This is a genomic window from Streptomyces sp. NPDC014801 (assembly GCF_043082085.1).
Taxonomy (GTDB): Bacteria; Actinomycetota; Actinomycetes; order Streptomycetales; family Streptomycetaceae; genus Streptomyces.
Genome location: NZ_JBIBXG010000003.1, coordinates 409,261 through 426,963, shown reverse-complemented (window position 1 = coordinate 426,963; position 17,703 = coordinate 409,261). Strand labels below are relative to the sequence as shown.

At 72.8% G+C, this 17,703-nt stretch carries 15 protein-coding genes; 1 reads left to right on the top strand and 14 read right to left on the bottom strand.

Annotation, left to right across the window (positions count from 1 at the left end):
* Positions 1-3: 3 nt before the first annotated feature.
* The 14 genes from hpnH to ACF1AL_RS08495 form a co-directional block, all read right to left on the bottom strand.
* Positions 4-1,026 carry an adenosyl-hopene transferase HpnH gene (gene hpnH / locus ACF1AL_RS08560; protein WP_366834805.1) on the bottom strand — a complete coding sequence of 341 codons (1,023 nt, stop codon included), beginning with the start codon at positions 1,024-1,026 and terminating at the stop codon, positions 4-6.
* A 5-nt stretch (positions 1,027-1,031) separates the two neighbouring features.
* Positions 1,032-1,673: a 1-hydroxy-2-methyl-2-butenyl 4-diphosphate reductase gene (locus ACF1AL_RS08555; RefSeq protein ID WP_384213096.1), complete on the bottom strand. Its 642-nt coding sequence runs from the start codon at positions 1,671-1,673 to the stop codon at positions 1,032-1,034.
* Positions 1,673-3,697 (bottom strand): squalene--hopene cyclase, encoded by a 2,025-nt coding sequence (gene shc / locus ACF1AL_RS08550; RefSeq protein WP_391825630.1) that lies wholly within the window; start codon positions 3,695-3,697, stop codon positions 1,673-1,675. Before shc ends, ACF1AL_RS08555 begins: the two co-directional genes overlap by 1 nt.
* A gap of 119 nt (positions 3,698-3,816) precedes the next feature.
* A complete protein-coding gene (locus tag ACF1AL_RS08545; protein ID WP_366834800.1) occupies positions 3,817-4,953 on the bottom strand; it encodes a polyprenyl synthetase family protein in 1,137 nt (378 codons plus the stop codon).
* Positions 4,953-6,386, bottom strand: a complete 1,434-nt coding sequence (hpnE, locus tag ACF1AL_RS08540; protein ID WP_391825629.1) for a hydroxysqualene dehydroxylase HpnE — start codon at positions 6,384-6,386, stop codon at positions 4,953-4,955. The genes ACF1AL_RS08545 and hpnE overlap by 1 nt, the downstream gene beginning before the upstream one ends.
* A 247-nt stretch (positions 6,387-6,633) precedes the next feature.
* Positions 6,634-7,584, bottom strand: a complete 951-nt coding sequence (gene hpnD / locus ACF1AL_RS08535) for a presqualene diphosphate synthase HpnD (RefSeq protein ID WP_384213089.1) — start codon at positions 7,582-7,584, stop codon at positions 6,634-6,636.
* A complete protein-coding gene (gene hpnC, locus ACF1AL_RS08530) occupies positions 7,581-8,516 on the bottom strand; it encodes a squalene synthase HpnC (protein WP_391825628.1) in 936 nt (311 codons plus the stop codon). The genes hpnD and hpnC overlap by 4 nt, the downstream gene beginning before the upstream one ends.
* Before the next feature lie 384 nt (positions 8,517-8,900).
* A complete protein-coding gene (locus ACF1AL_RS08525) occupies positions 8,901-9,689 on the bottom strand; it encodes an ABC transporter ATP-binding protein (protein ID WP_366834796.1) in 789 nt (262 codons plus the stop codon).
* Positions 9,682-10,611, bottom strand: coding sequence for an ABC transporter permease (locus ACF1AL_RS08520; RefSeq protein WP_366834795.1), 930 nt, complete (start codon positions 10,609-10,611; stop codon positions 9,682-9,684). Before ACF1AL_RS08520 ends, ACF1AL_RS08525 begins: the two co-directional genes overlap by 8 nt.
* Positions 10,612-10,713: 102 nt before the next feature.
* Positions 10,714-11,598, bottom strand: a complete 885-nt coding sequence (locus tag ACF1AL_RS08515; RefSeq protein WP_366834794.1) for a glycosyltransferase — start codon at positions 11,596-11,598, stop codon at positions 10,714-10,716.
* Positions 11,595-12,374 (bottom strand): CDP-alcohol phosphatidyltransferase family protein, encoded by a 780-nt coding sequence (locus ACF1AL_RS08510; protein WP_391658256.1) that lies wholly within the window; start codon positions 12,372-12,374, stop codon positions 11,595-11,597. The genes ACF1AL_RS08515 and ACF1AL_RS08510 overlap by 4 nt, the downstream gene beginning before the upstream one ends.
* A complete protein-coding gene (locus ACF1AL_RS08505; protein WP_366834792.1) occupies positions 12,352-13,413 on the bottom strand; it encodes an iron-containing alcohol dehydrogenase family protein in 1,062 nt (353 codons plus the stop codon). Before ACF1AL_RS08505 ends, ACF1AL_RS08510 begins: the two co-directional genes overlap by 23 nt.
* Positions 13,401-14,153 (bottom strand): phosphocholine cytidylyltransferase family protein, encoded by a 753-nt coding sequence (locus ACF1AL_RS08500; RefSeq protein WP_366834791.1) that lies wholly within the window; start codon positions 14,151-14,153, stop codon positions 13,401-13,403. The genes ACF1AL_RS08505 and ACF1AL_RS08500 overlap by 13 nt, the downstream gene beginning before the upstream one ends.
* Complete coding sequence (locus tag ACF1AL_RS08495; protein WP_391825627.1) at positions 14,150-15,982, bottom strand: DUF5941 domain-containing protein; 1,833 nt, start codon at positions 15,980-15,982, stop codon at positions 14,150-14,152. The genes ACF1AL_RS08500 and ACF1AL_RS08495 overlap by 4 nt, the downstream gene beginning before the upstream one ends.
* A gap of 757 nt (positions 15,983-16,739) precedes the next feature.
* Between ACF1AL_RS08495 and ACF1AL_RS08490 the strand changes: the two genes are divergently transcribed.
* Entirely contained in the window at positions 16,740-17,678 is a 939-nt protein-coding gene (locus tag ACF1AL_RS08490; protein WP_391825626.1) for a cation diffusion facilitator family transporter, read from the top strand.
* Positions 17,679-17,703 lie beyond the last annotated feature (25 nt).

The window sequence follows — 17,703 nt, the reverse complement described above, 5'->3', positions numbered from 1 at the left end:
GCCTCAGTCCCGGTTCCCGGAGACGGTCTCGCGCATGGCGCGCAGGGACTCCTTGAGCGACCCCATGGTGGCCAGGACGGCGGTGGGCTCGTAGCCGCAGTGCGCCATGCAGTTGGCGCAGCGCGGATCCTTGCCGCGGCCGTACTTGTCCCAGTCGGTGTCCTCGATCAGCTCGCGGTACGTCGGCACGTAGCCGTCGCTCATCAGGTAGCAGGGGCGCTGCCAGCCGAAGAGCGAGTAGTTGGGGATGGCCCACGCGGTGCACGGGAAGTCGACCTTGCCCTCCAGGAAGTCCAGGAAGAGCGGCGAGTGGTTGAGCCGCCACTTGCGGCGGTTGCCGCCGGCGAAGGCCTTCTTGAACAGCTCGCGGGTCTGCTCGACGCCGAGGAAGTGCTCCTGGTCGGGGGCCTTCTCGTAGGCGTAGGCGGGCGAGATCATCATCTCGTCGACCTGGAGGTCGTCGTTGAGGTAGTTGAGCACCTCGATGACGGTCTGCGGGGTGTCGGTGTTGAAGAAGGTGGAGTTCGTGGTCACCCGGAAGCCGCGCCGCTTGGCCTCCTTGATGGCCGCGACCGCCTCGTCGAACACGCCCTCCTTCGCCACGGACTCGTCGTGCCGCTCGCGCAGCCCGTCGATGTGCACGGCGAAGGCGAAGTAGGGCGAGGGCGTGAACTTGTCCATCTTCTTGCGCAGCAGCATCGCGTTGGTGCACAGGAAGACGTACTTCCGCTTGGCCACCAACTGGCGCACGATCTCGTCGATCTGCGGGTGCATCAGGGGCTCACCGCCCGCGATGGACACCATCGGCGCACCCGACTCCAGCACGGCGCCCACGGCCTGCGCCACCGGCATGCGCTGCTTGAGCACGCCCGCCGGGTGCTGGATCTTGCCGCAGCCCTCGCACTTGAGATTGCAGGCGAACAGCGGCTCGAGCTCCACGATCAGCGGGAACTTGTCCCGCCGGCGCAGCTTCTGTTCGGCCAAGTATGTAGCGACCTTGATGGACTGGCGCAGCGGCATGGCCATCGGGCTCACCTCCTGGGGAGCAGCACATTACGGTGCCATTCGAAAAAAGTAGGCAATACGGACCGAAGAACGCGGAAAGCCGATATTCCACCGCGTACCGTTCCGATCCGGACGAGTTCATGTTCTGGAGCGTCCACGACCACCCGGACGGCCGCAACCGGACGCGTCCCGGCCCGCACGGCGGTCAGCAGCGTGGCCGCCGACTCCATGTCCACGGCGATCGCGCCGCCCGCGGCGAGCGCGGACCGTTCGGCGCCGCGCACGACGTGGTCGGATCCGGTGAGCGGCCCGGTGTGGACGGTGCGCCCCGGCAGGGTACGGGCGAGTTCCTTGACCAGCGGTTCGGTGCCGATGCACGGGACGGTGCCGCCCGGGGCCCGGGTCTCCTCGGCGACGACCAGGTCGCCGGGGTGCATCCCGGGGGCGAGCCCCGCGCAGAAGCCGGTGGCCAGCACGGCCGCGCCGGCCAGCGCCGGGTCGGCCAGGGCCCGCCCGACGGCGCGCTCGGCCGCCTTCGGGCCCATCCCGGTGCGCAGCACGGTGACCGGCCCGCCCGCCCCGCCGCGGTCACCGGCGCGCAGGGCGAGGTGCTCGATGCCGAGCGCGCAGGCGATCAGCAGCGGGGCCGGGGCGGGCTGGGTGCTCATCAGGCCCCCTTGGCCTCGGCGCGGGCCCGGTGTGCCGGAATCCGGTCGGCGAACGGCTCGCCGTGGACGTAGCGGCCGAGCGCGGTGAGCGGGAACACCTGCCGGTACAGGTGGTAGTTGATGGAGAAGTCCCAGGGGAAGCCGGTGCCGGTGAAGTACGGCTCGTCCCAGGAGCCGTCCTCGCGCTGGGTGGCGGCGAGCCACGCGACGCCGCGCTCGACGGCCTTGGACTCCCGCTCCCCGGCCGCGAGCAGCGCCATCAGCGCCCACGCCGTCTGGGAGGCGGTGGAGGCGCCCCTGCCGCTCCACTCCTTGGAGTACTTGTAGGAGCGCAGGTCCTCGCCCCAGCCGCCGTCGTCGTTCTGCACGGACTCCAGCCACGCCACGGCCCGCCGGATCGCCGGGTGCGCGCCGGGGATGCCGGCCGCCACCAGCGCCGGTACGACGGAGCCGGTGCCGTAGACGTAGTTGACGCCCCAGCGGCCGAACCACGAGCCGTCCGGCTCCTGTTCGGCCAGCAGCCACGCGATGCCGCGCCGGGTGCGCGGGTCGTGGGCGAGCCCCTCGACGGCGAGCATCTCCACGACGTGCGCGGTGACGTCCGCCGACGGCGGGTCGATCACCTCGCCGAAGTCGCAGAACGGCAGCCGGTTGGGGAAGGGGCTGGTGTTGTCGACGTCGAAGGCGCCCCACGCGCCGTTCTTCGACTGCATGCCGAGGTTCCAGCGCACGCCGCGGGAGATGGCCTTCTCCAGCCGGTCCGGGTCGTGGTGGCGGACCCGGCGCAGCGCGAGCACCACCTCGGCGGTGTCGTCGATGTCGGGGTAGTTGTCGTTGTGGAACTCGAACGCCCAGCCGCCCGGCGGCAGTCCGGGACGCTTCACCGACCAGTCGCCGGGACGCACGATCTGCTCGCCGAGCATCCAGTCGGCGGCCTTGACCAGCTGCGGGTGGTCGGCGGGCAGGCCGGCGTCGGCGAGCGCGATGGTCGCCAGGCAGGTGTCCCACACCGGCGACTGGCAGGCCTCGATCATCCGGGCGCCGTCCTCGCGCCACACGGCGAAACGGTCCAGCGACTCGAGGCCGGCGCGCATGACGGGATGGTCGAGGTCGTAGCCGAGGAGGTGCAGCGCGATGACCGAGTACACGGCCGGCGGCTGGATGCCGCCCCAGCAGCCGTCGTTCTCCTGGCGCTCGATGATCCAGCGGGCGGCGGTGTCCATGGCCGCCTTGCGCAGCCGCCTGGGGATCACCTTGCGCAGCGCGTGCAGGCCCTTGTCCAGGCGCTGGAAGGCGCCGTCCCAACTGACCGGCGGGGCGAGCGGCCGGGGCGGGTTCGGGTGCGCCGGGTCGGTGTGCAGCTCGTCCAGCGGGAAGGGCGCGGGGCGCACCGGGCGCTTGGCGGACACGATGGTGAGCGGCACGATCGTCTGCCGGGCCCAGCAGCCGAAGTCGTAGATGTTCAGCGGCACCCAGGTGGGGAACCAGATCAGCTCCGGCGGGAGTTCGGGCAGGTCCTCCCACTTCCACCAGCCGAACAGGGCCAGCCAGATACGGGTGAAGACGCGGGCGGAGGCGATGCCGCCCTGCTGACGGATCCAGGCGGAGGCCTTCGCCATGTGCGGGGCCTCGGGCGCATCCCCGGCCAGCCGCAGGGCGACGTACGCCTCGATGGTGGTGGACAGCTCGCCGGGTCCGCCGTAGAAGGTGGCCCAGGTGCCGTCCTCGCGCTGCTCGCCCCGGATGAACAGGGCGGCGGCGCGGGTGGTCTCCTCGTCGAGGATGCCCAGGAACTGGCGCAGCAGCAGGTCCTCGGCGTCCATCGTGACGTTGGTCTCGAGGTCGCCCTTCCACCAGCCCTGGGCGTCCTGCTTGGACAGCAGGAAGTCGGTGGCGCGCCGGACGGCGCGGGTGGCGGCGTCGTGCACCCCGGCCGCTGCGGGGGTGTGGGTGTGGATTTCGCTGGCCGCGGCAGCGCGGGACGGCAAGGTCGCCCCGGTGCTTCCGTCGGTCGTCGCTGTCATGGCTTCCCCTTCGTGCAGTCGTGCGCGTCGTGCTGCTGTGGGTCCGCCGTCGGCCGGTGCCCGTCTGCCCGAGCACCCGGCCGGCGACTACGCGAGGGTGGTTATTCGCCCGATAGTGATCATCTCTTTCGTACGACGACGAAGTCGGCGAGCGCCGTGAACTGCTCCCGCACCCGGTCGGGCATGTCGACGGCGTCGAGGGCTTCGATGGCGATGGTGTGCTGGCGGCGCGCCTCCTCGGCGGTCCACTCGCGGCCGCCGGCCTCCTCGATGAGCCGGGCCCGCTCCGCGAACTCCTCCTCGGAGAAGTTCTCGAAGTCGCTCGCCTTGGCGTCGGCGGCGAGCAGGTCGCCGAGCCGCTCGGAGGCGGCGCCGCCCGCGGCGAGCGCGGCCACGACCGGCAGGGACTTCTTGCGCTGGCGCAGGTCGCTCCAGGTCTGCTTGCCGGTGGCGTCCGGGTCGCCCCAGATGCCGAGGAGGTCGTCGACGGCCTGGAAGGCCAGGCCGAGGTGGTAGCCGTACCTCTCCAGCGTGTCGGCGGTGCGGTCGTCGGCGCCGCCGAGCACCGCCCCGATGGAGGAGGCGCAGGCCAGCAGGGCGCCGGTCTTGTTTCCCTCCATCTCCAGGCACTCCTCGACGCTGACGCGGTCGCGGTGCTCGTAGGAGATGTCCTGGGCCTGACCGTCGATCAGGGCGCGGGTGGCGGTGGTCAGGCGGCGGGTCGCGCGGCCGGCGTCGGTGGTGCCGAGCTCCAGCAGCACCTCGTTGGCCAGCGCGAACAGGGCGTCGCCGACCAGGATGGCCTGGGCGGGGCCGTGCACCTTCCACACGGTGTCGCGGTGCCGGCGCTGTTCGTCGCCGTCCATCAGGTCGTCGTGCAGCAGCGAGAAGTTGTGGACCAGCTCGACGGCGACGGCGCCCGGCACGCCCGCCTCCGGAGCCGCCCCGGTCACCTCGGCGGACAGCACGGCCAGGGCGGGGCGCACCGCCTTGCCGCCGTCACCGGAGGACGGGTTGCCCGCCGCGTCGATCCAGCCGAAGTGGTAGGCGGCGACGGTGTCCATGGGAGGCGCCAGGCGGTCGACGGCCGCCCTCAGTACCGGCGTGGCCAGTGTCCGGCCGCGCTCCAACAGCGCGGCCACGTCCACCTCGGTGGCACGAGCGGCCGTCGAGGCCGGGGGGACAGGGGGCACAGTTACTCCTCTTGTTGCGGTACCGGGGGTGCGGGGACCTGCCGCGCGTCGCTCACCGAGCATCAGGCCGCCTCCTCGAGAGCGAAGAGACGGCGGGGGCGGGGCCGGCCCAGGGCGCCGAGGGCGGCCTCGGCCGCGCTCACACCGCTGCGGACCGCACTCTCCATGGTCGCGGGCCACCCGGTGGCGGTCCACGCGCCGGCCAGGTACAGGCCGGGGGTTCTGGTACGGGCGCCGGGCCGCAGCCGCCCGACGCCGGGGGTGGGAGCGAACGTGGCGGTGCGCTCCCGGGTCACGAAGAAGTCCTTGACCACGGCGGCGCGCGCGCCCGGGAGCAGCCGCTCCACCTCGGGCAGGTACCGCTCGCGCAGCTCGGCCACGGGCAGGTCGATCTCGTCCTGCACGGCCGACTGCGACAGCGCGAGGTACTGCCCCTCGCGCAGCCCGGAGGCGTCGGTGCGGTCGAACACCCACTGCACCGGGGTGCCCAGCGCGGTGAGGAAGGGCGCGTCGAGCACCTTGCGGTCGTACACGACGTGCACGTTGAGGATCGGCGCGGTCCCGATCCGCAGCAGGTCCTCCGGCGCGTCGAGCGCGCCGGGCGGCAGCAGGTCGTGGGTCTCGCGCTGCGGTACGGCGAGGACGACGGCGTCCGCGGTGAGCGTCTCGCCGGGAATCTGAACGCGCAGCCGTCCGTTTCCGTCTTCACTGACGGAGGTGACGCGTGTACGGACTTCGGTACGCACGCCCGCGGAGTCGAGCGCCTTGCGCGCCAGCCGGTCGTGCAGCTCGCCCAGGGGGACGCGCGCCCAGCCGATGTCGGCCGCGCCCGGGTCGGACAGCAGACCGGTCTTGAACACCATCGCGGCGAGCGCCAGGGAGGCGTCGGAGGCGACCGCGTTGAGGGTGGCGACGCCGACGAGGTCCCACAGGGCCTCCACGGCCCGCGCCGACTGGCCGTGCGCGGCGAGCCAGCTGCCGAAGTCCTGCGTGTCCAGGGCCGGGTCGGAGAGGTCGAGCCCCTTCAGCGCGAGCGCGGCCCGCCCGACCCTCGCCCGCTCGGCGAGCGAGAGGTGCGGGTAGGTGGCGAGGCTGCGGCCCAGGTGGAGCGGCACGGGCAGGGCGTCGCGCCGCAGTCGGCCGAGCCGCCGGCCCGCGGGCTTGTCGAGGTCGACCACGGGCACGTCGAGACGCTTCTGCAGCGGGGCGAGCTCGGCTGCGTCGATCCGGTCGAGGAACCAGCGGTAGGCGGTGCAGCAGCGCAGGTAGACGTGCTGGCCGTTGTCGACGGTGAGGTCGCCGCGCTGGAAGGAGAAGGCGAGGCCGCCGAGTCTCGGTCTGCCTTCGAGCAGGGTGACGCGCACACCGGCGTCGGCGAGTGCCAGGGCCGCGGTGATGCCGGCGAGGCCGCCGCCGACCACGACGGCGTCCCGGCCGGGGCCGGCATGCCCCGGGGTGTCCGCCTGCGGTCCCTCGGTCCGCGTGCCGTCGCTCATCGCGCTCCCTCCCCCGCGCTCACGCGGGCGGTGCCCCCCGCACGCCGAGCCGTCGACGTCAGGGACGCCGCGCCCGGCACGAGGGTTGCGCGGGCCCACCCCTCGAACACACGACCGCATCGCGCGGCGGGGACGGGGGCGAGGGCGGGACGCAGGGCGTCCCGCCGGGCGGCGGGGCGCACAGGGGCATCGGCGCGCACGCGGGCCGTGGGGGCCTGCCGTGGGGCGGGTGGCACCGTGGGCTTCATCAGGCGCGCCTCCTGACCGTCTGCCGGGAGATGTGCCGGGCGTCCAGGCCGGACAGGCCGCGGACCGCGACGTAGGCCTTCTCGCGGCCGGGCAGCGAGACCCGGCCGCGCAGCACCGCCTCGGGCTCGCGTTCGATGCGGTCCAGCAGCCGGCGGTAGATGCCGGCCATGGCCGCCACACAGGCGCCGCTGCGCCGGTCGAGCATGGGCAGCAGCCGGTAGCCCTCGGCGAACAGCGCGCGGGCCCGTCGCACTTCGAAGTGCACGAGGCCCGCGAAGTCGGAGCCCTCCGGTGGCGTCGGCCCGTGGAACCCGGCCGAGCAGCCGAATTTCGCCAGGTCGTCGGCGGGCAGGTAGATGCGGCCGCCCTCGGCGTCCTCGCGGACGTCGCGCAGGATGTTGGTGAGCTGCAGCGCGAGCCCGAGCGTGTCGGCGTACTCCGGCGCGCGCTCGGCGCCGCGCGCCCCGGGTTCCGTGCCGAACACGCCGAGCGAGAGGCGGCCGATGGCGCCCGCCACGCAGCGGCAGTACACCTTCAGGTCGTCCCAGGTCTCGTAGGTCTCGCCGCGCACGTCCATCAGGACGCCGTCGATGAGCTCGTCCAGACCGCCCAGCGGGATCGGGAACTGCTCGGCGGCGTGGGCGAGGGCGACCGCGACCGGGTCGGTGTCGTCCTCGGGCACCTCGCCGGCGCGGATGCGGGCCAGCACCGCCCGCGTGTCCTGAAGCCGCGCCGCCTTCACCTCGTCGCTCAGCGCGCCGTCGCCGATGTCGTCCACGCGGCGCGAGAACGCGTACAGCGCGGACATCGCGCGCCGCTTGGGCGTGGGCAGCAGCCGGATGCCGTAGGCGAAGTTACGGGCCTGCTGTCCGGTCACGGCCTCGCAGTAGCGGTAGGCGGCGAGTACCGGTGCGGACACGTGTGACGGAGGCTCCACGGTCCGGATCACCCCTCTCCTCGCAGGGTCACGCCCACCTTGCGCAGCAACTGGACCTTGCCGGGCTTGGGAGGGCCGGGAAGTACGTCGTATCCAGCGGCGGCGATCGCGTCGATGGCCGCCCTTCCCCCCGCCACGAACCCCGCGAGCAGCAGCTTCAGCCTGCCGTGGACGCTACCCACCAGGGGGGCGCCTTCATTCAGCAGGCGGCGGGCGCGTTGCGCTTCGAACGCGACCAGGGCGCGCACCGACGCGCCCGCGCTCGTCGCGGCGAGATCCGCCTCCTGGACGTGAAAGCGTTTCATGTCCTCGGCGGGCAGGTAGATGCGGTCGCGGCCGAGGTCCTCGGCCACGTCCTGGAGGTGCTCGACGATCTGCAGCGCGGTGCAGATCTGGTCGGAGCGGCGGATCCGCTCGGGCGTGGCGGTGCCGGTGACGCCGAGCACCAGGCGGCCGACGGGGTTGGCGGACAGCTCGCAGTAGGCGAGCAGGTCGTCCCAGGTCTCGTAGCGGCTGACGAGCTGGTCCTGGCGGTTGGCGGCGATCAGGCCGAGGAAGGGTTCCGGGGCGAGCCCGCGGCGGCGGACGGTGGGCTGGAGCCGGCGCAGCAGCGGGTGCCGGGGCGTGGCGTCGAAGACGCGCCGCAGGTCGGCCTCGAAGGCGTCGAGCAGGACGAGCCGGTCCTCGGCCTCGGCCGCCGGCACGCCGAGCAGCCGGGCGTCGGCGCCGCCGGGCGCGAGGTCGCCGTCGCCGATGTCGTCGACCAGCCGGGCGAAGCCGTACACCGCCATGAGGTCGTCCCGCCAGGCCCGGGGCAGGAAGAAGGGGGCCACGGGGAAGTTCTCGTCCGCGGCCTTGGCGAGAGTGCCGCGCTCCGGATCCGTGGTGGGACGCGCCGTCGCCGTGTCCGTCACCGCCGGCTGCCCGGGGCGGGGACGGCACATGCTGCGTTGAGCTGGGGAGTTTCCGTAGCCATTGCCGTCACATCTCCCGTTCTACACCGCGGACCCGATCCACACTATTTCGGACACGCCGCCCGACCCCCCGCGCGGCCTGCCCGGCGGAGGGTGTCGCGCAGTATCTCCCCACTTGCCGCCTTTGGGGACGGTTCCAGCTTACGTTGTACAACGCAGCGTGGTGCGCCGGGGTGTCCTGCACATCACAACAACACACCGATTGGTGTCAAGATTCCTAAGGACGCCCGGAGTTGACGGTTCCTTTGCCCGGCGGGGCCCCGCCGTCGCAGGGCGAGGGCACCGACAGGGCCCCGACGCCGCACGGCGAGGGCCCCGCCGGAGCCGGTCCGGCGGGGCCCTGCGGCGGGCGGGTCACTTGCCCGAGAACTTCTCGTACTCCTTGAGGACCTCTTCGGTGGGCCCGTCCATGCGCAGCTCGCCGCGTTCCAGCCACAGCACCCGGTCGCAGGTGTCGCGGATCGACTTGTTGCTGTGACTGACCAGGAACACCGTGCCGGCCTCCTTGCGCAGCTCCCGGATGCGCTCCTCGGAGCGCTTCTGGAACTTCGCGTCACCGGTGGCCAGCGCCTCGTCGATCATCAGCACGTCGTGGTCCTTGGCCGCCGCGATGGAGAACCGCAGACGGGCCGCCATGCCGGAGGAGTAGGTGCGCATGGGCAGCGTGATGAAGTCGCCCTTCTCGTTGATCCCCGAGAAGTCGACGATCTCCTGGTAGCGCGACTTGATCTCCTCGCGGGACATGCCCATGGCCAGACCGCCCAGGATGACGTTGCGCTCGCCGGTCAGGTCGTTCATCAGCGCCGCGTTCACGCCCAGCAGCGAGGGCTGGCCGTCGGTGTAGACGCGGCCCTTCTCGCAGGGCAGCAGGCCGGCGATGGCCCGCAGCAGGGTCGACTTGCCGGAGCCGTTGGAGCCGATCAGGCCGATCGCCTCGCCCTTGTAGGCGACGAACGACACCCCGCGCACGGCGTGCACCTTGCGCACGCCCCGCGCCGCGTCGTCGGAGCCTCGCCTGAGTATCCGGCTCAGGGCGGCGGTGGCGCTGCCCTTGCCGGACTTCGCCCCGTTGACGCGGTAGACGATGTGCACGTCGTCCGCGATCACCGTCGGGACCCGCTCGGTGCTCTGCTGCTCAGCCACGGCCGTACCTCTCCTCCGCCTTCCAGAAGTACACGAAGCCGCCCACGGCGAAGAGCAGGGCCCAGCCGGCGGCGGCCGCCCAGACGTGGTCGGGCAGGTTCGACGCGCCGTAGCCGTCGATGAGCGCGAAGCGCATCAGGTCCATGTAGATCGCCGTCGGGTTCCACTGCAGCGCGGTGGCGATCCAGTCCGGCTTGTCGGCGAGCATCACCGGGATGGAGAACATCACGCCCGAGGCGTACATCCAGGTCCGCATCACGAACGGCATGAGCTGCGCGAGGTCGGGGGTCTTTGCCCCGGCCCGCGCCATGATCAGCGACAGTCCGGTGTTGAAGCAGAACTGCAGCAGGAGTATGGGGATGATCAGCAGCCAGGACACGTCCGGGTAGCTGCCGAAGCCGATCGCGAAGACGAACAGCACGATCATCGAGAACAGCAGCTGCTGCAGCTGCTGGAGCGAGAAGGAGATCGGCAGCGAGGCGCGCGGGAAGTGCAGCGCGCGCACCAGGCCGAGGTTCCCGGAGATGGCGCGGACGCCGGCCATCACCGAGTTCTGCGTGAAGGTGAAGACGAAGATGCCGGTGACCAGGAACGGCACGTACACCTCGCGGGACATGCCCCGGTCGGCCTTGAGGATCAGCCCGAAGATCAGGAAGTACACGGCCGCGTTCAGCAGCGGGGTGGCCACCTGCCACAGCTGGCCGAGCTTGGCCTGGCTGTACTGGGCGGCCAGCTTGGCCGAGGAGAAGGCCATGATGAAGTGGCGCCGGCCCCACAGCTGACGGACGTATTCCGGCAGCGGGGGGCGGGCGCCGCTCACGGCCAGCCCGTACCGGGCGGCGAGCTGCGCCGCCGTGAGGCCCTCGTCGGGCGACGGGACCGCGCTCACCGCGACTCCGCCGTCATGCGTTGTCTCACTCACAGTGGAAACTTTCGTCTTCGTTTCGATGCGCAGCCTGTGCGGGCCGGGCCACGGGCCGCGGGCCGGGGTCGGGCCCACGGCGTGCCGTCGGGAACGAGCTTCTCAGATGATGGGGGGCCGGCCCAGCCGGGTCAGCCGCCACACGGTACGCCACCGCATGGGGCGGCGGGGACCGCACGGAGTGGTCCAGCCCTCGCGGAAACCGCCGAACCAGGCCTTCAGCGCCGGCCGGGAGGGGCGGCGGGCCAGCGTGAGCAGCAGCCACACGCCGAGGTACACCGGCACCAGCGGCGCGGGGAGGTTGCGGCGGGCGAGCCAGACCCGGTTGCGGGCGACCATGCGGTGGTACACCGCGTGCCGCGAGGGCGCGGTCGTCGGGTGGTACAGCACCATGTCGGACCGGTAGTCGATCATCCAGCCCGCGTCGAGGGCCCGCCATGCCAGGTCGGTTTCCTCGTGGGCGTAGAAGAATGCGTCCGGCAGTCCGCCGACCTCGGCGAAGACCTTCGTCCGCACGGCGTTGGCGCCGCCGAGGAAGGTGGTGACCCGGGAGGAGCGCATCGGATCCGAGGCGCGCAGCCGGGGCACGTGGCGGCGCTGGGTGACACCGGTGTCCGGGTCGGCGATGCGGAAGCTGATGATGCCGAGCCGGTCGTCGGCGGCGAACGCCTCGCGGCACAGCTCGGCGGTGTCGGTGCGCGCCAGCAGGCCGTCGTCGTCGAGGAAGAGCAGGATGTCGACGTCCCGGCCGCCCGGGCCGAACGCCTCGATCCCGACGTTGCGCCCGCCGGGGATGCCGAGGTTCTCCGGCAGCTCGATCGTGCGCACGCCCGCGGGGACGTCCGGCACGGGCGAGCCGTTGCCCACCACGACCACCTCGACCCGGTCGCCGTCCTGCTTGGCGACCGAGTCGAGCAGCGCGCGCAGCTCCTCGGGGCGGTTGCCCATGGTGATGACGACCGCGCCGACCTTCAGCGGGGCGCTCATTTCAGCCTGCTGGAGGCGAGGACGGACACCAGGTGCAGCACGGTCTGCAGCAGCGCGATCCCGGCGAGTACGGCGGTGCCGAGGCGGGTGAAGAACAAATCACCCCGGATCTGGTCGACGATCGCCAGCAGCAGGATCAGCAGCGACGCCTCGATGCCGAGGATCAGCCGGTGGAACTTCAGCGCCGCGGCCGCCCGGCGGGCCAGCGCCATGCCGGAGGAGCGCAGCTCGGACGCCGTCTCCTGCACGGGCGGCTTGCCGGCCTGGTGGCGGGCGACGCCGACCAGGTCGGTCTCCGCCTTGATCAGGATCGCGCCGAGCGCCGCGAGGGTGCCGAGGAACGCCCACAGCCAGTCGATCCGGCCGCTGCCCCACAGGTCGGCGGCGCGCAGCCCGAGGCCGACCAGCACGGCCGCGTCGGTGAGGTACGCGCCGACCCGGTCCAGGTAGACACCGCCGAGGGAGTACTGCTGCTTCCAGCGGGCGATCTCCCCGTCGACGCAGTCCAGCAGCAGGTACAGCTGGACCGCCAGCACGCCGAGGACCGCGCCGGGGATGCCGGGCACCAGCAGCGCCGGGGCCGCGAGCACGCCGCAGACGGTCATCAGGTAGGTGAGCTGGTTGGGGGTGACCCGGGTGTTCACCAGGTACCGGTCGACCCGCAGGGACACCTCGCGCATGTAGAGGCGGCCCGCCCAGTGCTCACCGCTGCGCCGGTCCTTGACCCCGGCGGGGTGCACGACCGGGCGGAGTTCAGCTACCGATGGCCTTGACATAGTCGGCGTAGACGTCCTTGATCTGGTCGGTCGTGAGGTCGAGGTGTTCCAGGATCGTGTAGCGGCCGGGGCGGGTCTCCGGGGCGAACTCCACGGCCCGGACGAACTCCTCGGTCGTGAAGCCGATCTCGCCGGGCAGCACCGGCAGCCCGTGGCGGCGCAGCACCTGGGCCATGTACGCCGACTGCTCGTGCGCCCCGCGCAGGTACATCGCGAAGGCGGCGCCGAGGCCGCACTGCTCGCCGTGGCTGGCGGCCCGCTTGGGGAAGAGCAGGTCGAAGGCGTGGTTGATCTCGTGGCAGGCGCCGGAGGACGGCCGCGAGTCGCCGGAGACGGACATGGCGATCCCGCTGAGGACCAGGGCCTCGGCGAGGACCTGCAGGAAGTCGTTGTCGCCGATGCCGCCGGGGTGGCGCAGCACGGCCTCGCCCGCCTGCCGGGCCATGGCCGCGGCCAGCCCGTCGATCTTCTCGCCGTTGACGCGGTTGGCCAGCTCCCAGTCCGCGATCGCGGAGATGTTGGAGATGGCGTCGCCGATGCCGGAGCGCACGAAGCGGGCCGGGGCCTCGCGGATGACGTCCAGGTCGATGACGACGGCGATCGGGTTGGGCACGCCGTAGGAGCCGCGCCCGGCGTCGTTGTCGAGGGTGGCGACCGGGGAGCACAGGCCGTCGTGCGCGAGGTTGGTCGGCACGGCGACCAGCGGCAGCCCGACGCGCGCCGCGGCGAACTTGGCGCAGTCGATGATCTTGCCGCCGCCGAGGCCGACGACCGCGTCGTAGTGGCCGCCCTTCATGTCGCCGGCCAGCCGGATCGCGTCGTCCAGGGTGCCGCCGCCGACCTCGTACCAGGTGGCGCCGGGCAGGGACGGCGCGATGCGCTCGCGCAGCCGGGCGCCGGAGCCGTTGCTGACCGCGACGGCGAGTCGCCCGGAGTGCGAGATGCGCTGGTCGGCGAGGACGCCCGCCAGGTCGTCGAGGGCACCCGGGCGGATGTCCACGACGACCGGCGAGGGAATCAGCCGGGTCAGTACTGGCACGCGATCTCACGCCCCTTGGCGAGGTCGTCGTGGTTGTCGATCTCGACCCACTTGACGTCGCCGATCGGCGCCACGTCCACCTTGAAGCCGCGGTTGACGAGCTCCTGGTAGCCGTCCTCGTAGTACAGCTGCGGGTCGCGCTCGAAGGTGGCCTTCAGCGCGTCGGCCAGCTCGGCGGCCGCCTCGCCCTCGATGAGGGTGACGCCGATGTACTCGCCGGTCGCCTCGGCCGGGTCCATCAGCTTGGTGATGCGCTGCACGCCCTTGTCGGGGTCGACGACGACCTTCATCTCCTCGTCGGCGAGGGACTTCACGGTGTCCAGGGCGAGGATGATCTTCTTGCCGTCGCCGCGGGCCGCGAGCAGGGTCTTCTCGACGGAGACCGGGTGCACGGTGTCGCCGTTGGCGAGGATCACGCCGTCCTTGAGGGCGTCACGGCCGCACCACAGGGAGTAGGCGTTGTTCCACTCCTCGGCCTTGTCGTTGTCGATCAGGGTGATCTTCAGGCCGTACTTGGCCTCCAGGGCCTCCCTGCGCTCGTACACGGCCTCCTTGCGGTAGCCGACGATGACCGCGACCTCGGTCAGCCCCACCTCGGCGAAGTTGCCGAGGGTGAGGTCCAGGACGGTGAGGCTGTCCTCGGCGCCCTCGGGCCCGACCGGCACCAGCGCCTTGGGCAGGGTGTCGGTGTAGGGGCGCAGACGCCGTCCGGCGCCGGCCGCCAGCACGAGGCCGATCATGCGGGTTCTCCTTCGTCGTGTACGGCGGGTGCGCCGCCCTGGTGGGCGGACACCCAGAAGCGGATGCTCTCGGCGAGCACCAGCAGGGCGATGACCACGGCGACAGCCGTGAGCGCGACCTTGAACTGCGAGGCGGTGAGCAGCGCGGCCAGGACGGCCACGAGCAGGGTCCGCCCCTCGTGTCCCCCGATGGCGCGCACCAGCCAGGACGGGGGCGCGCCGGCGTCGCCGCGGATGCGGTACACCGTGTCGTAGTGATGGTAGGCGACGGCCGCCACCAGCCCGAAAGCCGCCGGAAGGGCCCCGTTCACGTCCGCCTTCGCGGCCAGCGCGAGCACCGTGAGGTACTCGGCGGCGCGGAAGAGCGGGGGCAGGAGCCAGTCCAGCGGGCCGGCGAGCGGGCGGGCGACCGCGAGCGCGGAGGTGACGACGTAGACGGCGGCGGCGAGGGCGGGCCACACGGTGCCGTAGCCGGTCAGCGCCGACACGGCGACGACCGCGGCGCCGCCCAGCAGGGCGATCGCGAGGACGGCGATGCCGGGCAGACGCTTGGGCAGGACGCGGGCCAGGCCCTCGGCGAGCGGACCGGAGTCGGCGAGGTCCGCGAGCGCCCGCGCGGCGCGGTCGCCGCGGCGCTCGCCCCGGCGGGCCAGCGAGCGCAGCACCCGGCCGGCCGTGGTGTACAGGGCGGCGAACGCGCACCCGATGAGCAGGGCGTAGAAGGTGATGCGCGGGGTGGTGGCCGCGGTCAGGACCGCGATCATGGCCCAGCGCTCGCCGATGGGCAGGATGATCATCCGGCGGGCCCACAGGGTCCAGCCACCGCCGAGCCGGTCGGTCGGCGCGGTGGGCCCCGCGGCGGCCGGGGCGTCGTCGGTGCCCTCGTGGAAGGCGAAGTCGACCATGTGCCGGCCGGTCTGCAGGATCATCGCGCCGAGCGCCAGTGCCCACACGTCGTCGCCGCCGCGTGCCGCTCCGAGCGCGAGCCCCGCGTAGTAGGCGTACTCCTTGGCCCGGTCGAAGGTGGCGTCCAGCCAGGCGCCGAGCGTGGAGTACTGCAGGGAGTAGCGGGCGAGCTGGCCGTCGGTGCAGTCCAGCACGAAGGACGCGAGGAGCAGGACGGCGGCCGCGACGAAACCGCCGCGGGTGCCGGTGGCCGCGCAGCCGGCCGCGATCAGCGCGGTGAGCAGCGAGGCGGTGGTGACCTGGTTGGGGGTGAGTCCGCGCCGGGCGCACCAGCGGGCGAGGTACCGCGAGTAGGGGCTGATGAAGAAGGTCGTGAAGAAGCCGTCGCCGGCCTTCACGGCCGACTTCAGGCGTACGGCCTCCTCGTCGACGGCGGCGACGGCCTGCCGTGCCTCGTTGCGGGCCTGCGGATCGGCGGGCACGGCGGCGACGAGGCTGCCGAGCGCGGGACGGTGGACGTCGGTGCCCTCGGCGTCGAGGGCGGCGGTGACGCGGTCGGCGAGCCCGGCGACGGCGGTGTGGGTGGCCCCGGAGGTCCGGGCGGCGGCGCTGTCGCCGCCGGCGGAGGTCTCGCGGGCCATCGCGCGGGTGAGGGCCTGGCGACCGGCGGGCTGCGCGGTGACGGCGCCGGGGATCGCGGCGATCGGGAAGCGCGGGTCGGTCAGGCCGAGGCGCAGGGCGTGCAGGTGGCCGACGAACCGGCTGTCCACGAGGGCGACGCGCCGGTCACCGGGGACGGCGGCGAGCAGGGACTCGGCGTCGGCGGCGCCGGCCGCGTGCAGCACGTCGAAGCCCAGCGCCCGCAGGTCGTCCTCGATCGACGCTCCGGGGACCGGCTGGCCGGTGAGGATGGCGGTCGACAACCGAACTCACTCCCTGGACACCGGCGCGTCGGCGCCGGTCGTGTGCATGGTGGGGGGCGCCCTGGGCTGCAGGCGGGCGGCATGTCGGCAGAGGCTATCGGATGCCGCGAAGCCCTCGTTCACCGCCCGTTAACGGCCCGCTCGACACGGGCTGCACCGGCCTTTGCCGCGATCATCATCGGTGATCCCACCCCCACCCCACAAACCGCCCCGACCAGACCCCCACATCAGGGACATTCCCACGGGCGGGATGGAGGTGGGGCGAGGGGGGCCGCCGCCGCGGGGATCAGAGGCGGGGCCGCCCGCCGCGGGGATCAGAGGCGGGTCCGCCGCCGGGGGGACCAGAGAGCGTCCCCCTAGGCAGGAGGCCAGGGGCGCGCGCCCCGCGCTCGCCGGAGCGCCCGCGCCGGACGCCGGCTCCCGGCGTCATGAGGCGCGCGCCGACCGGCCCGGCCCCGCCGACCGGCCCGGCCCCGCCGACCGGCCCGGCCCCGCCGACCGGCCCGCTCCCGCCGAGATCACCCGGGAAAGGCGAAGCGCGGCGGTCTCACCGCACCGCGTGCGGCGCGCCGGCGGGCCGGCGGGCCGACGGGCCGGCGGCGCCGTACGCCCGCCCACCGCCGGAGGCCGTCGCAACCGTCTGACCTGCGGTTCGTTTGCGCAGGTCAGGGCACATGACAACGGTGTTCAGTGCCGCGTTGCCCCATACCCCCCACCCGTAGTTGACTGGGGATTCGGCGTTCACAGGAGGAGCTTCATGGGGGCTGGGCACGACCACGCTCACGGGCATGCCGGGCATGCGCACGGCACGGCGACCGCCGCCTACCGCGGGCGGCTGCGCGGGGCCCTGGCGATCACGCTCACCGTCATGGTGGTCGAGATCGTCGGCGGGATCCTCGCCGACTCCCTCGCCCTGGTCGCGGACGCCGCGCACATGGCGACGGACGCGCTCGGCCTGGGCATGGCCCTGCTGGCGATCCACTTCGCGAGCCGGCCGCCGAGCGAGCGCCGCACCTTCGGCTACGCCCGCGCCGAGATCCTCGCAGCGCTCGCCAACTGCCTGCTGCTGCTCGGCGTCGGCGGTTATGTGCTGGTCGAGGCGGTGCAGCGGTTCGTCACGCCGGTGGCCACCGAGGGCGGCCTGACCATCGTCTTCGGCCTCGTCGGCCTGGCCGCCAACAGCATCTCGCTGGTCCTGCTGATGCGCGGGCAGGCGGAGAGCCTCAACGTGCGCGGCGCCTTCCTGGAGGTCGCGGCGGACGCGCTCGGCTCGGTCGCCGTGATCATCGCCGCGGCCGTGATCCTGCTCACCGGCTGGCAGGCCGCCGACCCGATCGCCTCCCTGGTCATCGGTGTGATGATCGTCCCGCGGACGGTCAAGCTGCTGCGCGAGACCCTGGACGTCCTGCTGGAGTCTGCCCCCAAGGGCGTGGACATGACCGAGGTGCGCACGCACATCCTGGCGCTGGACGGCGTGGAGGACGTCCACGACCTGCACGCCTGGACCATCACCTCGGGCCTGCCGGTACTGTCCGCGCACGTCGTGGTGAGCACCGAGGTCCTCAGCGCCATCGGCCACGAGAAGATGCTGCACGAGCTGCAGGAGTGCCTGGGCGGCCACTTCGACGTCGAGCACTGCACCTTCCAGCTGGAGCCCGGCGGCCACGCCGAGCACGAGGCCCGTCTGTGCCACTGAGCGCCCCCTTGGGCGCCGCCCCGTC